Here is an 18,937-nt window from a genome sequence, read left to right as displayed (position 1 = left end):
ACGTTCGCAGTGGTAGCGCTACCCAGGCGAGTGCGGCTCACGCACGGAGCCCCGCCCGCCACGTCCGGAAGCGGGACGCCCGCCCGGAAACGAGGGAAGCCTCGTTCCAGTGTGTCGGAACGAGGCTTCTGAACTGGGGAGATGGTGGGCGATACTGGGATTGAACCAGTGACCTCTACCGTGTCAAGGTAGCGCTCTCCCACTGAGCTAATCGCCCGCGCGTCTGCCGACGCATCGAGGTGGAGACGGGATTTGAACCCGTGTACACGGCTTTGCAGGCCGTTGCCTCGCCTCTCGGCCACTCCACCAGAGCGAGGCCCTCCGGACCTCTCAGAGCGGAAGACGGGATTTGAACCCGCGACCCTCACCTTGGCAAGGTGATGCTCTACCACTGAGCCACTTCCGCTTGCGCTGCCCGGTGCCTTGCGGCCCCTTGCGGCGACGGGGAAAACATTAGCGCGTCCAGGCCCGTTCCCCAAACCGGGTTTCGCCAAGGGCACGTTTCGTCACGGATCGAAGCAAGGCTCGCCTAATGTCGGAACATGTCCGCAGAACACGCCATCGGCTCCGACATCGCGCCGGTCGCGGCGCTGCTGGCCGACCGGGCGCGGGCGGCCATGCTGACCGCGCTGATGGACGACCGGCCGCTCGCCGCCGGGGAACTGGCCCGCATCGCCGGGGTGAGCGCCCAGACCGCCAGCGCGCACCTGGCCAGGCTGCTCGACGGCGGGATGGTCACGGTGGTCAAGCAGGGCCGCCACCGCTACTACCGGCTCAGCGGCACCGAGGTCGCGCGGCTGATCGAGTCGCTGTCCAGGATGAGCCCCCCGGTGGAGGTGCGCAGCCTGCGCCAGTCCCGCGACGCGCGGCGGCTGCACCTGGCCCGCACCTGCTACGACCACCTGGCGGGTGAGGCGGGCGTCGCCCTGTACGCCGCGCTCTGTGACGGCGGCATGATCGAGCCCGGCCCCGAGGCGTGCGCGGTGACCCGCAAGGGCGAGGAACGGCTGGCGGGGATCGGCATCGACGTGCCCGAGCTGCGCCGGGCCCGCCGCGGGTTCGCCGGGCACTGCCTCGACTGGACCGAGCGCAGGCCCCACCTGAACGGGGCGCTCGGCGCCGCGCTGATCGCGAGGATGATCGAGCTGGGCTGGTTCGAGCGGGGGAGCACCCGGCGGGCGCTGACCGTGACCGACGCCGGCCTGGCCGGCCTCGCCGACTCGTTCGGCTGCCTGCTGCCCTGACCTCGGCGGCCGTCCCGGAGGCCCGCCGCGGGGGCCGGCCGCGAGACCGCGCCGCCGACCCGGCCCGATGAGCCGGGACGGGCCCCGCACGGCCCGTAGTGTGGTCTGGACAGCGGACTGTGAGCGGGCCGAAGGCGGCCCGCCGTATGGAGGTGGCTTCCGGTGACGGCGGGGCAGGGCAAGATTTGGCTGAACGGGGACCTGCTCGACCCCGAGCAGGCGCGGGTGTCGGTCTTCGATCACGGCGTCCTCGTCGGCGACGGGATCTTCGAGACGGTGAAGGCCACCCACGGGGAGCCGTTCGCGCTCACCCGGCACCTGCGGCGGCTGGCCCGTTCGGCGGCGGGCCTCGGCCTGCCCGAGCCCGACCAGGACGCGCTCGCCCACGGCACGCTGGAGGTGCTGGCGGCGGCGCCCAGGTGGCCGCTGGCCCGCGTCCGCATCACCTACACCAGCGGGCCCGGCCCGCTCGGCTCGGACCGGGGGACCGCCGGGCCGACGGCTTCGATCATCGTCGCCGAGCAGCGTTCCTTCCCGGAGACCGCGGACGTCACGGTCGTGCCGTGGCCGCGCAACGAGCGCGGCGCCTTGACCGGACTCAAGACCACCTCCTACGCCGAGAACGCGCTCGCGCTCAAGTACGCCAAGGAGCGCGGCGGCGGCGAGGCGGTCTTCGGCAACCTGGCCGGGAACCTGTGCGAGGGCACCGGCACCAACGTCTTCGTGGTCCGGGGCGGGCGGCTGGTCACCCCGCCGCTGTCGTCGGGCTGCCTGGCGGGCGTGACCCGGGGGCTGGTGCTGGAATGGTGCGGCGGCGAGGAGGAGGACCTCCCGCTGGAGGACCTCTACCGGGTCGAGGAGGCGTTCCTGACCTCCACGACCCGCAACGTCCAGCCGATCCGCGCCGTCGACGGCACCGTCCTGCCGGTCGCGCCCGGCCCGGTCACCGCCAAGGCCATGGAGACGTTCGCCGCCCGCGGCGCCGAGCTGATGGACCCCTGACGGCCGTCCCGGCGCCGCCCGTGCCGACCGTCCGGGGCGGGCGGCGCCGGCGTGCTCAGGGCGCGAGCGCGACGACCAGCGCCGACCAGGTCAGCGGGACGGCCCCGTGCCCCCGACCGGTCTCGGGATTCCAGTGCTCGGCGAACCCCGAGGGGCCCACGGCGGCGCGCGACATGGCCGTCACCGCCGCGCGCACGTCCGCACGGCCCCAGCGGTCGGCGGCGAGCACCGCGAGGTAGTTCATCTGCATCCACGCGGTCCCGCGCCAGTAGCCGTCCGGGTCGTAGGCCGGATGGTCCCGGGCCACGTACGCCAGGCCGCAGGGCGCGGCGAACCGCTCCGGATCCAGGAGTTGGTCGAGCGCCCGCTCCGCCTTGACGGGGTCCCGGGTGGTCAGCGCCCCGAGCACACCGTCGAGGGTCGGGACCCGGCCCGTTCCCGCCCCGCCGCTGATCTCCCCACCGGTGATCGGCTCGTCCGCCCAGAGGCCCTGCTCGTCGTCCCACAGGCGCTCGTCGATCGTCGCGGCGTGCCGCGCGGCGCGCTCGGTCCAGGCCCGGTCGCCGGTGAGCGCGCCCAGTTCGGCGGCGGCGTGCGCGTACAGGACGTTGTAACCGGCGGAGGCGCACTCGAAGGCCGTGGAACGCGTCGCGGCGCCGTTCGGAGCGAAGCCGGTCGCGTCCACGAGATGCCAGTCGAAGACGGTCCAGTCGGGCCGGTTCCAGCGCAGCGTGCCGCCGGGGCCGCCCGTCCTGCCGAGGAAGGCGGCCACCCAGGCGTCCCAGCGCGGCGAGTCGTCCGTCCCGGACTCCCAGGGGTGGACGAGGTAGATCAGGCCATCCGGGGTGCGGCGGTGGCGCCACAGCCACTCGAGGGACGCGCCGATGCGGGCGGTGAGCCCGTCCGGGAGCATGCCCGCGGTCGCGAGCACCCGGGCGGCGTGCGCGTACACGGGCGGTTGCGTGTACGAGGAGCAGTGGTCGAGCGGCCCCCGGTCGCGGTTGGGCTCGGCGTACCGCATGTGCGGGACGAACCCGTCCGCGAACTGCGCGGACAGCACCCCCGCCAGCTCGCGCCGCGCCCGCGCGTGCTCGCCGAAGTGGTGCCAGCAGATCGCGGCGAAGCAGGAGTCCCACATCCACTGGTGCGGGAAGACCGCGGTGTTGGGGTAGGTGTGGCCGCGCCGCTCGTCCCAGTGGGCCTCCAGGACCGCGCGGGCCCTCCTGACGATCTCCGCCGGGTCCCGGATCGGCCCGGCGCCGGGCGACGGCCCGGTGTCGCGGGGCGGGGGCGTGCCCTGGGGCGGTCCGGTCTCGCGGGACGGCGTCACGGCGTGGTGCCGGCGGCGGCCATCGCGGCGCCGACGATGCCGGCGTTGTTGACCATGGCCGCCGGGACGATCGGGGCGCGGACGTGGTGGATGAGCGGGACGAAGTGCTCGGACTTCTTGCTCACCCCGCCGCCGAGGATGATCAGCGAGGGCGAGATCAGCGCCTCCAGATGGATCAGGTAGTCGCTGAGCCGCCTGGCCCACTTCTCCCAGCTCAGATCGTGGTCCTCGCGGGCCTTGGCCGACGCCCGCGACTCGGCGTCCTTGCCGTGCAGCCTCAGGTGCCCGAACTCGGTGTTGGGCACCAGCACGCCGTCGGTGAACAGCGCGCTGCCGATCCCGGTGCCGAGCGTCAGCAGCACCACGGTGCCGCCGTGCCCCTTGCCCGCGCCGAGCCGCATCTCGGCGAGACCGGCGGCGTCGGCGTCGTTCAGCACGGTCACCGGCCGCCCGGTCGCCTCGGCGAAGAGCCTCCGGGCGTCCAGCCCGATCCACTCCTTGGACACGTTGGCGGCCGTCATCGTCCGGCCGCCGATCACCACGCCCGGGTAGGTGACGCCGACCGGGCCGGTCCAGCCGAAGTGCGCCACGATGCGGCCCAGCACCTTCGCGACCGGTTCCGGCCTGGACGGGTGCGGGGTCTCGATGCGCAGCCGGTCCGCGCGGAACCCGCCGTCCGAGAGGTCCACCGGGGCGCCCTTGATGCCCGACCCGCCGATGTCGATGCCCAGCATCTCCATGCCCCCTGCCTACCCCCGCCGGGTGCGCGCCACCCGTCGGTGATCGGGTCGCCGGACCTGCCCCGCGCCCGCGCCGTCCGCGCGGATCAGGGTGTTCAGGGGGCGCCGCCGGGACGCGCGCCGGTCGAGATTCGTCGCCGTTTGGGGCTTATGGGATCGGTCGCGTCCCGGCAGACTGTGTGCCGTGAACGACTTCGATCTCCTCGTGCTCGGGTCGGGACCCGGCGGGCAGCGCGCGGCCATCGCCGCCGCTAAGCTCGGCCGGCGGGTCGCCATCGTCGACCGCCGCGACATGATGGGCGGTGTCTGCATCAACACCGGCACCATCCCGTCCAAGACGCTGCGCGAAGCCGTTCTGTACCTGACCGGGCTCAACCAGCGCGAACTGTACGGGCAGAGCTACCGGGTCAAGCAGGACATCACGGTCGCCGACCTCGGCATCCGCACCCAGCACGTGATCGGCCGCGAGGTCGACGTGATCCGCAGCCAGCTCGCCCGCAACCACGTCACCGTGCTGCCCGGGATGGGACGGTTCCTGGAGCCCGACGCCGTCGGCGTGAGCGGGGGCGGGGAGCGCGAGCGGAAGGTCACCGCCGACCGGATCGTCATCGCGACCGGGACCCGCCCGGCCCGTCCGGACACCGTGGAGTTCGACGACCGCACGGTGATCGACTCCGACGGGATCATCAACATGGAGCGGATCCCCGAGACGATGGTCGTGGTCGGCGCGGGGGTGATCGGCATCGAGTACGCCTCGATGTTCGCCGCGCTCGGCACCAGGGTCACCGTGGTCGAGCGGCGCGACCGGATGCTCGACTTCTGCGACCTGGAGATCATCGAGGCGCTGAAGTACCACCTGCGCGACCTGGCGGTCACCTTCAGGTTCCGCGAGACCGTCGCCTCGGTCGAGCGGACGGCGCACGGCGCGCTCACCGTGCTGGAGAGCGGCAAGCGGATCCCCGCCGACACCGTGATGTACTCGGCCGGCCGGCAGGGCATGACCGACGGCCTCGACCTGGACGCCGCCGGGCTCACCGCCGACCACCGCGGCCGGATCAAGGTCGACGAGAACTACCGCACCGAGGTTCCGCACGTGTACGCGGTGGGCGACGTGATCGGGTTCCCGTCGCTGGCCGCGACCTCGATGGAGCAGGGCCGGCTGGCGGCGCACCACGCCTGCGGCGAGCCGGTCTCGGAGATCCACAAGGTCCAGCCGATCGGGATCTACACCATCCCCGAGATCAGCTTCGTGGGACGGACCGAGGACGAGCTCACCGAGGCCAAGGTGCCGTTCGAGGTCGGCGTCTCCCGCTACCGCGAGCTGGCCCGCGGTCAGATCATCGGCGACTCGTACGGGATGCTCAAGCTGCTGGTCTCGTCCGAGGACCGGTCGCTGCTCGGCGTGCACGTCTTCGGCACCGGGGCCACCGAGCTGGTGCACATCGGGCAGGCCGTGATGGACCTCGGGGGGACGGTCGACTACCTGGTCGACGCGGTGTTCAACTATCCGACGTTGGCCGAGTCCTACAAGGTGGCCGCGCTCGACGCGACGAACAAGATGCGCCACATCGCCAGGCTGGGCGGCTGACCGGCCCCGCCCCCGTCCGGCGTGGCCGGGACGGCGCTCAGGACGGCCAGAGCAGGTTCTCCAGCTCGGAGTCGATGTCGATGAAGTCCGGCTCCTGCCCGGCCGGGACGGCCTGGTAGGTCCGGTGCAGGAAATCGGCCAGCGGGGAGAGCGGCACCTCGAACAGGGCGTCGCCGAACGGGGACGACAGCGCGATGTTGAGCGTGCTGTCGTCGTCGGGGGATGCGGGCCAGACCTCCACGTCCCCGTCCCCGACCTTGCGCACGATGCCGACGGTGAGAAGCTCGCGAGCGAAGATCCACTCCACCGGCTCGTCGTCGCCGACGTAGAACGCCATCCGGATGGCGTACGGGTCGTCCGCCACGTACTCCAGCCCGGCGAGCAGGGGGACGGTCGTGCGGTCGGGGACGACGAGGCGAAGGCCCAGCTCGGCTGAGACGGTGGTGCTGCTGTTCATGAGCAATCCTTCAGACGTCGGTCCCGCTGACGCGCGGGCGCTCGGGTGGGAAACTGCACTCCCTCCCACGGATGTCCCCGCGATCTATGACGCGTAACTGAGGGAAGTTGTGGGAACATTCCGCGACCCGTGCCCGGTGTGACCTATCTCACGTTCCCCAAAGGGGCCCCTGACCTGGGCAAAATGGGATCAATCGGAACGCGCGCCGGGGATTCGCGGCCCGATCGGCTGACGGCATGCCCGTCGCTGTGTGACTATCGGCGGGGCGGCACCATGGTCGGTATCGGGATCGAAGATCCGTATCGGCCCCCGTCTGACATAGGGTAATCACGTGGCGATCAACCATGAAAAGGACCCCCCGGTGGCTGCCGCCGAGGACGAGCCCGGCCCGTTCACGCGCTTCCGCGAGGTGATCCGGCGCAACGCGCTCCTCAACAACACCTGGCGCGTCGGCGTCTTCACCGTCGGCGCGACGGTGCTGGTCGGCGGGCTAGTCATGATGGTCGCCCCCGGCCCCGGAATCCTCGGCATCATCGTCGGCCTGGCGATCCTGGCGACCGAGTTCGCCTGGGCCCAGCGCGCCCTGCACCACGCGAAGCAGGCCGCCGAGAAGGCCAAGGAGAAGGCGCTCGACCCCCGCAAGAAGCGGCGCAACACCATCCTGGCCGTCCTCGGCGGGATCCTGGCCGGCGCCGCCGTCATCGCCTACCTGGTGATCTACGGCTTCAACCTGCCGTGGAACATCGAGGACCTCACCTTCTGGAACTGATCAACGATCACATAGCGTGATGCCATGGAGCATCCGCGTGACCGTCGTGCGCCTGCCGAGCACTGGGCCGCCTTCCGCTACTCGCGGTACTTCCCCGCCGTCGTCCTGACCCTCATCCTCTCCGCCGCCGCGGGACTCTTCGCGGGCTCCTACTGCTACACCCTGGCCAACCCCGCCCCCCGCCACGTCCCCATCGCGGTCACGGGCCAGGGCCGGTCCGACGTGCTCGTCAAGGCCATGGACCAGGGGCTGGACGCCTCGCTGGCCGTCCACCGCTACGCCACCTATGCCGAAGCCCGCGCCGCCGTCGAGAAGCAGCGCGAGTTCGCCGTCCTCGTCCTCGGCGGCGACCGCGCGACCCTCGACGTCGCCGCGGCGGCGGGCGCCTCGGTCGCCCGCCTGCTCATCCAGGCGGCCCCCGCCGCCGGACGCGCGGCCGGCGTCCCGGTCCAGGTGAACGACATCAAACCGCTCCAGAGCAGCGACCCGCAGGGCCTGGCCATCTTCTACATCTCGCTGGCCGCCGTGATCATCGGCTTCATCGGCGCCGTCAACCTCACCGTCCACGCCGGCGGCCTCAACACCGCCGAGCGCATCGCCTTCACCGCCGCCTACGCCGCCCTCGGCGGCTTCACCATCTGCGCCATCGTCGACTGGCTCCTCGGCGTCCTGCGCCTCCCGCTGAAGGAGTCCTGGTTCATCCTGTCGCTCACCATGTTCACCAGCGGCATGGTCTTCACGATGTTCAACACCCTCATCGGCCGCTGGGCCATGATCCCCACCTGGGGCCTCATGGTCGTGCTCGGCAACCCGTCCTCGGGCGGCGCGGTCTCCTGGCCCCTCCTGCCCTCTGTGCCGGGCCGCGTCGGCCGCTGGCTCCCACCCGGCGCCTCGGTCAACGCCCAGCACACCGCCATCTACTTCAGAGACCACCAGATGGCGCTGCCCTTCGTCGTCCTCTTCGTCTGGAGCCTGGTCGCCACCGCGGTCTTCATCATCTGGCAACGCCGCCGCCCCTGACCCACGATGCGCGAGCACCCGCCGACATACGCTAGAGTTTCCGACGTCGGAACGCCGCAAGGCAGACCGCCAGGGCGATTAGCTCAGTGGGAGAGCGCTTCGTTCACACCGAAGAGGTCACTGGTTCGAACCCAGTATCGCCCACCGCAGGTCACAGGCCCTTTCCCGGTCGCTGGGGGAGGGCCTTTCGTGATCCACTGGGAGGAATTCGGGAGATCATCTTTCTCCCGCCCCAACGAGGTCACAGGTTGACGCCGTTCACGCGACTACCGTGCGTAACGACGATCGGGTGGGCGGCACGTGCCGCCCACCCGATCGATCACCTCAGACGGTCACCGGACCGGTCGATGCAGTGTGTCTCCCCAGCGACACGGATCTGGCCGACATTCTGCGCGACCAAGGGCGTGCGAGCGTGCGCGAAGCGCTACTTTTGGCGGTTCCGCTAGCCGATCTGGTGGTCGACGCAAGCATCGAGCGATCTGGGGGGACGCTCGAACTCCCTGAACACCGGGTGGCCGCACTCCACGCCGCCGCCCGCTTGATCGCCCAGATGCGAGCCCCCGAGGTCGCCCGGCAGATCTCACGCGTCGCGACCCGGACCGACCTGGACACCGCCACCGTGACCGCTGCCCTGGCCTCCGCCATCAGCCCCGAACCGACCCGCGATCCCGCCGCCGACGACTTCCCGTCACCCCCGCTCACCGGCCCCGAACACGCCCCGGCGAGCACCCGCACGACCCGTCAACCAGATCACTCCGTCCGACACCGTGGACGGTGATCCTCGCACTCCGATCTGGAGACCGTCGTCATGACCACCGAATACCACCCTGACCCCATCACCGAGGGATTCAGCCACAGCGGCCAACGCCTGGTCCAGCTCGTGGCGCTTGCCGCTGCCGGGCAACAGGGCTACAGCCGGTACAAGGATCGGTTAAGAGCGGCGCAGGACGCCCGCGAGGCCGAAGCCGAACGAGCGGCGGCACGAGACCTCAAAGCGGCCTTCGACGAAGCCCGCTCCCACCGGGCACCGGCACACGACCGGCGCTGGCTGCGCGAGGCGAACCTCCCGCACGTCGCGCAAGCGTGGGGAGCGGCCGTGCCGTACGCAGCCGACAACGCATCAGCGGCCTCGGCGGTGCGCAAATGCGAAGAACGGCTCCGCGACCTTCACCCACACGCGATGAGCCACTACGACCGCTTCCGAGACCAAGGCCAAACCCCGCTCGACGCCATGGGGAACGCCGCGCCCTACTTCACCCGAGACCCGAACGTACGCACCGGCGACCCGGCGCCCGCCCACAGTTGCCGGAGGGGACAGAAAGCAGGTGGTCTGTCCCTGACCTCGGCTCGCAACGCGCCGCCGAAGAGGAAGTCCGGCAGGAACAACGGGCGCACCAAATCGCCAACGACCTCAGCAGTCGGCTCCACGATCAGGGACGGGAAGCCACCCCGGCGAGATGCGCTCCACATTGGAGATCACCACCAACCTGCCCGAACCCGTTATCGCCAAAGTGACCGGCCCGAACACAGGAATCCGACCAGGGCGTCGAACGAAGCAGAGCCCGCGGCCGAAGACTTCCCGCACACCATCGACCAAGCCCTCGCCATGACGGCAGAACAGCCCTTCGAAGAGCCCGCGAGGAAGCCACCAGTCCAATCACCAGAACGGAACCGGCGCCGCAACCGCTGAGAGAGAAGGAGAAACCCCATGCACGCGATCGGATCAAGCCCCTACTTCTGGCTCTTCCTCATCGGCGTTCTGATCCTCACCGCCGTCCTCCCGACCCTCATCGCCATGATCCGAGGCGTGGAGGACATCATGCTCATCGTCCTGTTCAACGTCCTGGGCTGCGCCATCGTGTTCGGCTGGCCCGTCGCCCTGGTGATGGCGATCAAGTGGCCAAGGCCCCAAGACCTGAGGATGCCCGCACACCGCCGTCCCCAGCCGCCCAGCGGAGAATCGGATCCGCATATGACGACCAGTGAACCCATCTAACAGACCCTGCCCGGCACCCATTACCGGGACCGAGCCGTCCACTTGACGCGGCTCGGCGCCGCCCACGCCGCCGACCAGGCCCCCGACGCAGCCGCGATCGCCGGACTGGGCGCCCTCACCGAGACCCGCCGGGGCGGATCCCAGCACGCGCTCGCCGAGCTGGGGATACTGGAGGCCACGCTGACGGGAGCATGGCCCTGCCAGCCCAAGGTCCGCGAATTCCACGCCGCGATGTCGGCCGCCCGAGCCAGCAAAACACCCAGCTGACACATCCCGAACCGACCTTCGTCCGCTTACTGGCCTGAGCCGGTGCACCCGCCTGTGGAAGACCTCACGCCCATGACCCCATCCAGCCCGTCGGATACCGCTGTCCGCCCCGCCTGGGCCGATTTGCCTCGGCCGTTGCGGGATGGGCTCGCCGCGCGTCTGGGTGAAGTCCGCCGCGCACACGTCCAGACCGGCGGGTTCACTCCCGGGTTGGCAGCGCGGCTGCAACTGGCCGACGGCGACCAGGTCTTCGCCAAGGGCATCCCGGCCGACCACGCGCTGGCCGGCAAATACCAGGCCGAGGCACGCACAGCCCTCCCCGACATAGCTCCCGCCCCCCGGCTCCGCTGGGACGCCGTGATCGGAGGGTGGATCGTGCTGGTCTTCGACGACGTCGCAGGCCGCCACGCCGACCTGCCCCCTGGATCCTCCGACGTGGCCCGGGTAGTCGCGATGGTCGGCGGTCTCGCGTCCGTCCTGACGCCCTGCCCGGCGCCGAAGGTTCCTGCCGCAGCCGCTGAACTCAGCGATATGGTGCACGGCTGGCGGGAGCTGGCCGCCTCACCACCGGCGGACCTGAACGGCTGGGCCCGCCGCAACCTGGACCGCCTCGCCCGAACCGAGACGGCCTGGCTGACAGCCGCCGATGGCGACACGCTCCTGCACGGCGACATCAACCGTTCGAACCTGCTGGTCACCGACGATGAGGTCTACCTGGTCGACTGGGCCCAGCCCGTACGCGGCGCACCCTGGCTCGACCTCGCCGACCTCATCCCACACCTCATCCTCGCCGGGCACACACCCCCAGCGGCCGAACAGGCAGTCGCCCCCGCGATCACAGCGACCGGAGTGAGCGCCCAGACGATCACCAGCTACGCCATCGCCTTCGCGGGATACTGGAGCCGGACCAGCCGAGACCCCGCCCCGCCCGACGTCCCGAACCTGCGCAAATACCAAGCCCGTGCCGCACACGCCGCCCTGACATGGGCAGCCCACCGAACCCGCTGGTCGTAACCGACACACTGCGCCAGCCCGGACACGCCCTCGACGGTAACCGCACGTTCTGCACCACGGAGCCCACGCAGGGCAGAGCCCGTGGGATGCGTGGGACCCGAGCACACAACCTGCGGATTAAAAGTCCGAAGCTGTCGTATCAGGGTGGCTCTCTTGGTGTCGGCCGGTGCTGATCTGTCCGTAACGGTCCTGATCTTGGTGCCACACGATGCCGCCGCGTGTCGATCCGGTTCAGAACCGCCGAGCCGACAACGAGCCGACATGGGACGTTGTGGGGATTCGTGGACTGGGCAGGCGGTGGGCTGCGCCTCCCGGTGCAATGACAGATTTGAGTCGACCATGCCCACACACGAAACGACGTGCAGGTTGTCGCCGGTTTCCGGTCAGGACGGCAACCCGGAACACGACTCGAGGCCGGTGACGTCTGTCGTGCGGCCGGGGTGCGTCCATCGCACGGCAGTGCGCGGCCTGCCTTTTTGTGGTGACGATCGCGCCTGCCTGCTGACCTGAACGCGAACCTAGCGCCGTAAGGCCGATGCCTCTTCCGTTCAACGCCGACCGGTACGCTTCGCCGCTATGGGCATTTCCTGTTGACTTTGACCGATTTGGTCCGGCGGCGCAGGGCTCTATCGAGGGAGGTCACAGTTGTCGAAGCTATGTAGATCTACGAACTGATCTTGATTGTGGGTTACTTCGGTCACCCGTACGGTGTGAGGGGGGTGGTGCGACATCCATCAGAAGCGAAATATGGCGTACTCCTCCTTAGTAGCGGGGATCAGTCAGAGAGAAGGAAGGTTATGTATCAAGTAAGCATCAGGAAATTCGTGCTCATACCGGGATTGGCGCTCGCGCTCGGGCTCGCCGGTGGCATCTCCCCAGCCTGGGGAGCCACCTCGGCCCCGATGAGCGCGGCCCCGGCCCAGGTCTCCCAACTCGCCCCGGCCCCTGCCGTCCCCGCCCGAAAAGTCGCGCTCACTCGCCAGAACAGGGACTGCCTAGGGATGCCGGTCGGACCCACGCTGACTCAGAGCTTCGGGTTCTCCGTCGTCAGGAGGACCGGCTCGAACAGGATCGTGACCACGGTCGTGCTGCAGGGAGCTGCACCCAACGCCACCTACACCATCCGGCTCATCCAGTTGGGGTCGTCTCTTGGGACATCCGACTGCCAGGGGGTCGCCGGTACGGTGACCACCGACGAATTCGGTAATGGCGAGGCCAATGTCCAGGAGAACGTGCTCCCTGGCGCAACCCATGTCTTCGTCGATCTCAACAATACGGCAGACCCGAACGGAGACTTCTTCACGACCGAGCCGGTCTCTCTCTCGCGATAGGCAAGCCCTCTCAGGCCGCCTGAGACACCGGCGACTTCCGAGTTTCGGCCCCCGGGTACCAGGTATCCGGGGGTCGGAACGTGCGAGTGCGTCCAGGGGCGACCGCGCGTTGATCAATTGGTCATCACCCAGGTCTCCGCCTGCCTGGGTATCCCTGGAGCGCACGCCGCAGGCGATCGCCGCCGTCCGACCGCACGTCGCCAATAGCGACATCACTCTCGGTCGGACGTCACTGCTCGAAACCCCCTCTGGCCGCTCGGCGCGGTGCCGTGTGCCGCCGTGCAGGTCGGTCAGCGTGCCCCCGGAGACTCTAGGTGAGGGGCGTCAGCGTCCTATGCATCATGGTGGGCGGATGCCGGGGCGGATCCTCCGAAAACGAGGATGGCCAGGCCCGAAGCGTGTCCCCGAGCCGCCCTGGAGCCGAAGTGGGGCGAAGTGGGCGGCGGACAAGTCAGGCAAACTCACGTTTGCCCTGGTTAGGGGTGGTGGGTCGCGTGGGATTTGAACCCACAATCTACGGATTAAAAGTCCAGAACTGCCATGTCAGGTGGTGCTGTTCGGGGGTAGAGAGTGCCGCTCCGTCCACGTCGAAGCCGATTTGCGTGCCGGGCCGTGCCGGTCGATGCCAGCCCGTATCGGGCCTGCCGAGAGAACAACGAGCGAACATGACCGTCGGACGACCCCGCATGGGGTTCGTGTCCGTGGCCGGGCACCCCACAGATGGAACACCGCCAACCCTGTGCTTGCCAAAAGGTACGTCCGTACAGGTGAGAGGTGTATTGTCCGGCGGGTCGCGGCGCAGGGGCAGCCCGCCAGGCCGGCGCGCTGCATCAGGATCGCCACCGTCTTGCGTGAGACGACCACGCCCTGGCCCTGGCCCTGGACGAGCTCGGCGCGCACTCGAGGCGATCCGCAGGTCTGTCGTGAGGCCTGGTGGATGGCGGTGATCTGATCGGTCAGCCACGCCTGGCGGATCACGCGCGCCGAGGGCGGGCGAGTGCGGGCGTCGTAGAAGCCCGACCGGGATACTCCGAGCGCGAGACAGGCCTGCTTGACCGGGACGCCCTCAACGGCCAGCTCGGCCACCAGGGCGAAGCGGGCTTTTGGGGGCACCACCTGCTCGACCGCCGCGGCGGCCTTCCGCAGAATCTTGACCTCGTTCTCCAACTCGGCGATCCGTGCCCGGGCCCTGGGCCAGGGCGACGGACTCGGCCTGGGCGGGGCTGGGTGACTTCAGGCCACGGTCGATCAGGTCCCGCCGCTTTCAGCGGTGCAGGCACGACTCCACGATGCGCAGTGACGTGGCCACGTCCCGCACCGATCGTCCCGACTCCAGCAGATCCAGGGCGCGCCGACGAAACTCCGGCGGAGAAGGCTTGGGCACGAGCACGATCTCCTTCGCAAGATCGCCGAACCCTACCTCTCTCAACATCCATGCCCGCCAAACGGGGGCAACATCAGACGAACATGCCGCTTGGCCTGCACGGACGAAATTCTCGGCAACTGTAGGGCGGGGTCCTCCGCCGGACTGGGGATGAGGACTTCCGCGGATGGCCTTCGAGGCCCGCCGCTCAGGGTCGGGCTCGGAGGGTGGTGCGCACCGAGGTGTCGTCGTGGAGGTCGGGGCTCAGGATGCGGCGGGTCACGGCGTCGTGCTCTTGGAACACGGCGTGGTGGGTGAGGCCGAGGTCGGACCGGAGGGAAGCGGCGAAGCGGTCGCGGAGGGGGACTGAGGAAGGAGAGGGGCCCGCTTCGGTGACGGTCTCGGCGTCCATGGCCAGCAGTTCTGCCCCATACTGGTCGGCTACCGTGGCGGCGATCTGGAAGCCGTCATGGTCGAGGTCTCCGGCGTAGCGGAGCCGGACGCCTTGGTCGCGGGCCAATTGCAGGAATACGTGGTCGACGGCGCGCAGGTGGCCGCTGGTGCAGGCCAGCGGGACGTCGGAGCCGCAGGCCATGGCCGCCTCCAGCACGGACGGGTTCTCGACGACCGTCACGGTCTGCGGGGCCAGGGTGGGTGGATCGCGGGTCAGGTCCAGCAGGGTCAGGGCGACCGGGACGTCGGACTCGCGGAGTCTGCGGTCGATGACACCGTCCGCGGTGGTACGGATGCGGTGCAGCAGGATGGTTGACGTGAGCCGGTCGGCGAAGATCCCCGCTTCGGCCAGCAGCGCACGGGTGTGGTGGGGAAGGGTGGGCTCGGGGCGGCCGGTGACCTCCATGACCGCGTAGACCAGGCAGCCGCCGTTGAATCCGCCCAGGTCGAAGTAGTGCGGGTCGCCCGCGCAGTCGTGGGCGAGCTTCGGCAGGCTGACCGGAGGGGTATAGGGCACGCGTTCGGTGACGTGGGCCAGGACGGTGATGAGGCGGCGGGCCTTGGGGACGTCGGCGCCGATGCCGCTGGCTTTCAAGCGGCGGACCAGCCGGGGGAGGCGGGGAAACGCCGCGTCGGCGTGCTCCCAGAGTTCGCGGCGCTGCCCGGCCGCCTCCCGCCGGTCGGCGGCCCGATTCACCACGGGCCTGCCCGTGACCTGCTCGGCCAGGAGAGCGACCTCGTTCGCGGACGCATCGGCGACCTGGAGGAGTTCGCGCAGCGGCACGTCGGTCGTGGTGCCCTCGACGGTGACGGCGGAGCGGCCGCGGCGGCGCCGGGTGGAGGTGTCCAGGTATGTACGCAGCTCGGCCAGGGCTCCCAGCGGAAGGTCCGTCACTTTCAGGGTGACGATCTGGTCGGCGGACCGTCCCGCGCAGAGCCGGTCGTGCAGGGCCTTCCAGAAGGGGACGAAGTCCGGGTCCCGGGCGAACCCGGCGAGGATCCCGCTCACGCCATCCCGTCCAGAGTGACCGGCCGGGGTTCGCCGTGGCCCTCCCACAGCCAGGGGATGGTGATGCGGTTGCGGCCGGAGGCGACGACCTGGTGGACCATGGCCCGGCCCGCCTCCCGTTTGATCATGGGGGTGATGGACGGCGTGGTGGCCAGCACGTCGAAGTCCCAGGAGCGCAGCAGCGCCAGCACCTGGCGCAGGTTGGGCTCGTCGAAGGCGGCGTCGATCTCGTCGATCGACAGCAGGCGCGGCCCGCGGTAGTCACCCGAGTACATGGACCAGGCGGCGGCCAGCAGCGGCAACATCGTGGCGAGCCTGCGCTCACCGGTGGACAGCGTCTCCAGCGGGTTGGAGCGCGTGCCGACCTTGCGGAACGCCTCGTTCGACGATCCGTCGCCGAAGGAGGAGTGGGTCACGAAGATGTCCCACTCGTGCCAGGAGCGGTAGTCGAAGGTGTGGGCGACCCGGTCGGGCCAGGGCTCGTCGGCCTTCGCGTCCATCCGCTGGCGCAGGACGGTGTACATCTCCTCGAAGGACCGGTCGGTCGGGGCCTCCTCGATGAGTTTGATCATGCGGACCGCGTCCTCGTCCTCCTTGCGCACGTCCCAGTCGACCTGGATGCCGACGTTCGCCACGCCCGTGCGGACGCCGTCCAGCGTCTCGCGGATCTGCCGGACCAGCTCGCGGGCCGCCTCCCGGCGGATCTGGATGTCCTTGCGGAGCCGGGTGAACATGCCGGTGCGCATCGCCTGCTTGAAGTCGTCGCGCAGGTCCTCTTCGAGCAGGGCGATACTCGCCTCCAGGGACGCCAAGGCATCGCTCAGGTCCTCGCCGCGCACGGTGTCGGGCTCGGCGACGACGGCGCGGCGCCACTCGGTCCCCTCGATCGAGACGAGCATGACCTGGCGGTTGAAGCGGGCCAGTTCGCCACTGGTGTCGCGGGCGCTGTTCTCGACCGTTTTCAGTGCCCGGTCACGGAACCGGACGAGCTGGGCGTGCCGGTCCGCGTGCGCGTGGCGGTCGGCCAGCAGTAGCCGCGACCACTCCAGGGCGGCGGTCAGGTGGGCCGGCCGGCCGGACGGGTCGGCGGTGATGCCGTCCGGCAGCGTGGCCAGACTTTCGTCGATCAGGCGGCCGAGGGCGCGCACGCAGCGGTCGCGTTGCTGCTCAGCGGCCCGGCGTTGCGGAGCGACGTTCTCCAGAGTGACCTCTGCCCTGGTCTGCTCCTTGTCGGCTTCCTCCTTCTCGGTGCGGAGTGTCTCGATCTCCGACTTGACCCGGCCGAGCTGTTCGGAGAGCCGGTTCTTGATGGTGAGAAGGTCGTCGTATTCGGCGCCGTAGAGCCTGCGCATCGTCTCGACCGCGGCGACGGCCTTCCTCGCTTTGACGCGTGCCTGACCGGCCCGGTCGGACATCCTGGCGGCAGTGGCCCGGGCCGTGGCGGCGGTCTGGTGATCGCGGTGTGCGGCCCGCATCAGTTCGGCGCAGCGGAGAGCTGCCGTGCGGCCGTCCCGGACCAGCAGTTCGAGCGCGCCGACCGCTCCGGCGTGGTTGTCCAGGGCGTCATGGGACGTGGGAAGCAGGGAGCCGTCCGGGAGGGCGGCCGCCTTGTTGAGGGCGCCCAGCGCGGACCGGACCGTCCTGGTGGCCTCGTCATGCTTCTCGGCGGCGTCGATGGCGGCGGTCTCGGCGCGGATGAGCGCCTCCTGCGCGCGATCTTCGGCGCTGTGCGCGGTGCGGACGGCGTTCACCGCGGAGTGGGGGAACCCGTCCTGTTCTCCGTCGGCCTCCTCCTGGGCGCGGGCGGCTTCCAGGCGGGCGGTCTCGCATCCTTGGGCGGATCGCCGCAGCTCCGCGGCGTTCTCCTCCGCCTTGGCCGCGGCGGAGCCGGCGGATCGTGCTGTCCGCTCGGCGTGCTCCAGGCTCTGCCGGGCTCGATCGAGCCGGGCGGAACGTGCGTCGGAGCGTTGCCGGAGGGTCGTCATGACCTGCTGGAGCGCGAGGTCCGCCTGAGCGGTGCGCTGCGCCGCCTGCCGCTCGGCGATGGAGTGCTCGCCGGTCAGGCCGGCGAGGTCGTGGCGGGCCGAGGAGAGCGCCTCGGCGGTGGGCAGGGCATCCCGTTCGGCGGCCGCGGCGAGGACGTGGCTTTCGCGTCGGCTGAGTTCCTGGCCGGCCTGCCGCAGTTCCTGCTCGCGCTCGGCGAGGCGCTGCTCCAGATCGGCGAGGCGCTGTCGCCGGGCGCGTTCCCGGGCCGTACGGCCGATGTAGGCCGCCTGGTAGCCCTCGGGGCAGGCGGCGGTGAGCACGCCGTTGCGCAGGGCGCCGGGCGCGGGGGAGTCGACCGGGATCGAGCGCAGCAGCCGGTGGATCGCCTCGGCGGAGCCGCCGTCCTGCGCGTCGGGCTGGAGGAAGCCGGCCAGTGTCCGGTGCGGGGCGGACGCGGTGGGGGCGAGGACGAGATCACCGGCGACCGGGCGGCCGTCCGGCGTGATCAGCGCGTCGAGGAGACCCGACGCCAGCAGAGCTCCTTCGAGCCGGTCGGCCTCCTCGGCGGGAAGGTGGCCAGCGAAGTCGACGACGGCCCACAGGGGGACGCCGTCGCCGGCCGAGCGCGACCGCCATTGCGGTGCGGGCGGGACGGGGGCGGCCCGGCGCGCTCGCACCACGTCGGCGCGCAGTTCCTCGATGCCTGCTTCGATCGTCTTGATGACCTCGCGGGCCTCGGCGACCTGGTGGTGCAGTTCCGCGGCGGCCGCCGCGTGGGCCTTGTGGGCGGCCAGGCGGACGGACGCGGGCTCGACCCCGCGCAGCGCCTCGTCGGAGAGCGGAACCGACGGCTCGGGGAGCGGGATGGCGCCGGGATCGAGGTAGGCCAACGCCGTTCGCCAGCGGTGAGCGCCGGCCAGCCAGTCGCGGGCGGCCTGGAGCGCGGCGGCCGCGGCGTCGGAGCGGCGCCGCCGAGCGTCCCGTTCCGCCTCCCCCGCGTCGGTGATCTCGCGGTGGTGGTCGGCACGCGCCTGCTCGAGCTCGGTCTCATCGGCCTGTTCCGCGGCGGCGTTCTCGGCCTGGACGTCCAGCAGGGCGCCTTCTTCCTCCCGTACCTCGCCGAGTGCCCGGCGGTGGGCGGCGTGGGCGTCGGCGGCGAGCCCTTCGGCGGCGTTCACGAGGGCCTCGGTGGTCGCCGCACGTTCCCGATGCCCGGTCAGGTCGATGCGCAGGCCGGCGGCCGCCACCTCCTCGGACAGCCATCGCCGGATCCGGTCCGCGGGCAGACGGTCGTTCTCCGCGGCCTGATCCGGCGCGCACAGGTCGGGTGGCGGCGGCCGGAGGTGGCGCAGCCGGCCGGACCAGGTG

The 18,937-nt window shown here is 70.6% G+C and carries 16 protein-coding genes and 4 tRNA genes; 11 read left to right on the top strand and 9 right to left on the bottom strand.

The features are described 5' to 3' along the window. Nucleotides 1-142 precede the first annotated feature (142 nt). The 3 genes from QP090_RS19160 to QP090_RS19150 all read right to left on the bottom strand — a co-directional run bounded on the left by QP090_RS19160 (nt 143) and on the right by QP090_RS19150 (nt 406). A tRNA-Val gene (locus QP090_RS19160) sits at nt 143-217 on the bottom strand. A gap of 20 nt (nt 218-237) precedes the next feature. Further along, a tRNA-Cys gene (locus QP090_RS19155) sits at nt 238-308 on the bottom strand. Nucleotides 309-334: 26 nt separating this feature from the next. Continuing rightward, nucleotides 335-406, bottom strand: a tRNA-Gly gene (locus QP090_RS19150). A gap of 136 nt (nt 407-542) precedes the next feature. Between QP090_RS19150 and QP090_RS19145 the strand changes: the two genes are divergently transcribed. Next, complete coding sequence (locus tag QP090_RS19145; protein ID WP_285940364.1) at nt 543-1,244, top strand: helix-turn-helix domain-containing protein; 702 nt, start codon at nt 543-545, stop codon at nt 1,242-1,244. 162 nt (nt 1,245-1,406) lie between these two features. Continuing rightward, nucleotides 1,407-2,246, top strand: a complete 840-nt coding sequence (locus QP090_RS19140) for an aminotransferase class IV (protein ID WP_285940362.1) — start codon at nt 1,407-1,409, stop codon at nt 2,244-2,246. A 55-nt stretch (nt 2,247-2,301) separates the two neighbouring features. Here the strand turns inward: QP090_RS19140 and QP090_RS19135 are convergent, their stop codons facing one another. Together QP090_RS19135 and ppgK are read right to left on the bottom strand one after the other, a co-directional pair. Continuing rightward, nucleotides 2,302-3,576, bottom strand: a complete 1,275-nt coding sequence (locus QP090_RS19135; RefSeq protein WP_285940361.1) for an MGH1-like glycoside hydrolase domain-containing protein — start codon at nt 3,574-3,576, stop codon at nt 2,302-2,304. Next, on the bottom strand, nt 3,573-4,316 hold the full coding sequence (ppgK, locus tag QP090_RS19130) for a polyphosphate--glucose phosphotransferase (protein ID WP_285940359.1): 744 nt from the start codon (nt 4,314-4,316) through the stop codon (nt 3,573-3,575). The genes QP090_RS19135 and ppgK overlap by 4 nt, the downstream gene beginning before the upstream one ends. A 184-nt stretch (nt 4,317-4,500) precedes the next feature. Between ppgK and sthA the strand changes: the two genes are divergently transcribed. Next, nucleotides 4,501-5,904, top strand: coding sequence for a Si-specific NAD(P)(+) transhydrogenase (sthA, locus tag QP090_RS19125; protein WP_285940357.1), 1,404 nt, complete (start codon nt 4,501-4,503; stop codon nt 5,902-5,904). A 37-nt stretch (nt 5,905-5,941) separates the two neighbouring features. Here sthA and QP090_RS19120 read toward each other — a convergent pair whose 3' ends face one another. Then, a complete protein-coding gene (locus QP090_RS19120) occupies nt 5,942-6,361 on the bottom strand; it encodes an SsgA family sporulation/cell division regulator (RefSeq protein WP_285940355.1) in 420 nt (139 codons plus the stop codon). Between the two features lie 361 nt (nt 6,362-6,722). Here QP090_RS19120 and QP090_RS19115 point away from each other — a divergent pair, with 361 nt between their 5' ends. The 8 genes from QP090_RS19115 to QP090_RS19080 all read left to right on the top strand — a co-directional run bounded on the left by QP090_RS19115 (nt 6,723) and on the right by QP090_RS19080 (nt 12,758). Next, nucleotides 6,723-7,130 carry a PGPGW domain-containing protein gene (locus QP090_RS19115; RefSeq protein ID WP_285940354.1) on the top strand — a complete coding sequence of 136 codons (408 nt, stop codon included), beginning with the start codon at nt 6,723-6,725 and terminating at the stop codon, nt 7,128-7,130. Nucleotides 7,131-7,154: 24 nt separating this feature from the next. Next, nucleotides 7,155-8,150, top strand: coding sequence for an ABC transporter permease (locus QP090_RS19110; protein WP_285940353.1), 996 nt, complete (start codon nt 7,155-7,157; stop codon nt 8,148-8,150). A gap of 72 nt (nt 8,151-8,222) precedes the next feature. Beyond that, nucleotides 8,223-8,294: transfer RNA gene (locus QP090_RS19105), tRNA-Val, on the top strand. A gap of 127 nt (nt 8,295-8,421) precedes the next feature. Further along, nucleotides 8,422-8,928 (top strand): hypothetical protein, encoded by a 507-nt coding sequence (locus QP090_RS19100; protein WP_285940351.1) that lies wholly within the window; start codon nt 8,422-8,424, stop codon nt 8,926-8,928. A gap of 30 nt (nt 8,929-8,958) precedes the next feature. Further along, a complete protein-coding gene (locus tag QP090_RS19095) occupies nt 8,959-9,840 on the top strand; it encodes a hypothetical protein (protein ID WP_285940349.1) in 882 nt (293 codons plus the stop codon). Between the two features lie 18 nt (nt 9,841-9,858). Continuing rightward, complete coding sequence (locus QP090_RS19090; RefSeq protein WP_285940348.1) at nt 9,859-10,146, top strand: superinfection immunity protein; 288 nt, start codon at nt 9,859-9,861, stop codon at nt 10,144-10,146. 477 nt (nt 10,147-10,623) lie between these two features. Then, a complete protein-coding gene (locus tag QP090_RS19085; protein ID WP_285940346.1) occupies nt 10,624-11,427 on the top strand; it encodes a phosphotransferase family protein in 804 nt (267 codons plus the stop codon). Nucleotides 11,428-12,500: 1,073 nt separating this feature from the next. Beyond that, nucleotides 12,501-12,758 (top strand): hypothetical protein, encoded by a 258-nt coding sequence (locus tag QP090_RS19080; protein ID WP_285940345.1) that lies wholly within the window; start codon nt 12,501-12,503, stop codon nt 12,756-12,758. Nucleotides 12,759-13,301: 543 nt separating this feature from the next. Here QP090_RS19080 and QP090_RS19075 read toward each other — a convergent pair. The 3 genes from QP090_RS19075 to QP090_RS19065 form a co-directional block, all read right to left on the bottom strand. Beyond that, nucleotides 13,302-13,925, bottom strand: a complete 624-nt coding sequence (locus QP090_RS19075) for an IS3 family transposase (RefSeq protein ID WP_285940343.1) — start codon at nt 13,923-13,925, stop codon at nt 13,302-13,304. A gap of 404 nt (nt 13,926-14,329) precedes the next feature. Beyond that, entirely contained in the window at nt 14,330-15,583 is a 1,254-nt protein-coding gene (locus QP090_RS19070; protein WP_285940342.1) for a DUF2399 domain-containing protein, read from the bottom strand. Next, nucleotides 15,580-16,083 (bottom strand): SbcC/MukB-like Walker B domain-containing protein, encoded by a 504-nt coding sequence (locus QP090_RS19065; protein WP_285941372.1) that lies wholly within the window; start codon nt 16,081-16,083, stop codon nt 15,580-15,582. Before QP090_RS19065 ends, QP090_RS19070 begins: the two co-directional genes overlap by 4 nt. Nucleotides 16,084-18,937 lie beyond the last annotated feature (2,854 nt).

The sequence above is a fragment of the Actinomadura xylanilytica genome, assembly GCF_030283145.1.
Lineage (GTDB): Bacteria > Actinomycetota > Actinomycetes > Streptosporangiales > Streptosporangiaceae > Spirillospora > Spirillospora xylanilytica.
The sequence above is the reverse complement of the archived record's forward strand: the minus strand, read 5'-3'. Positions and strand labels throughout refer to the sequence as shown.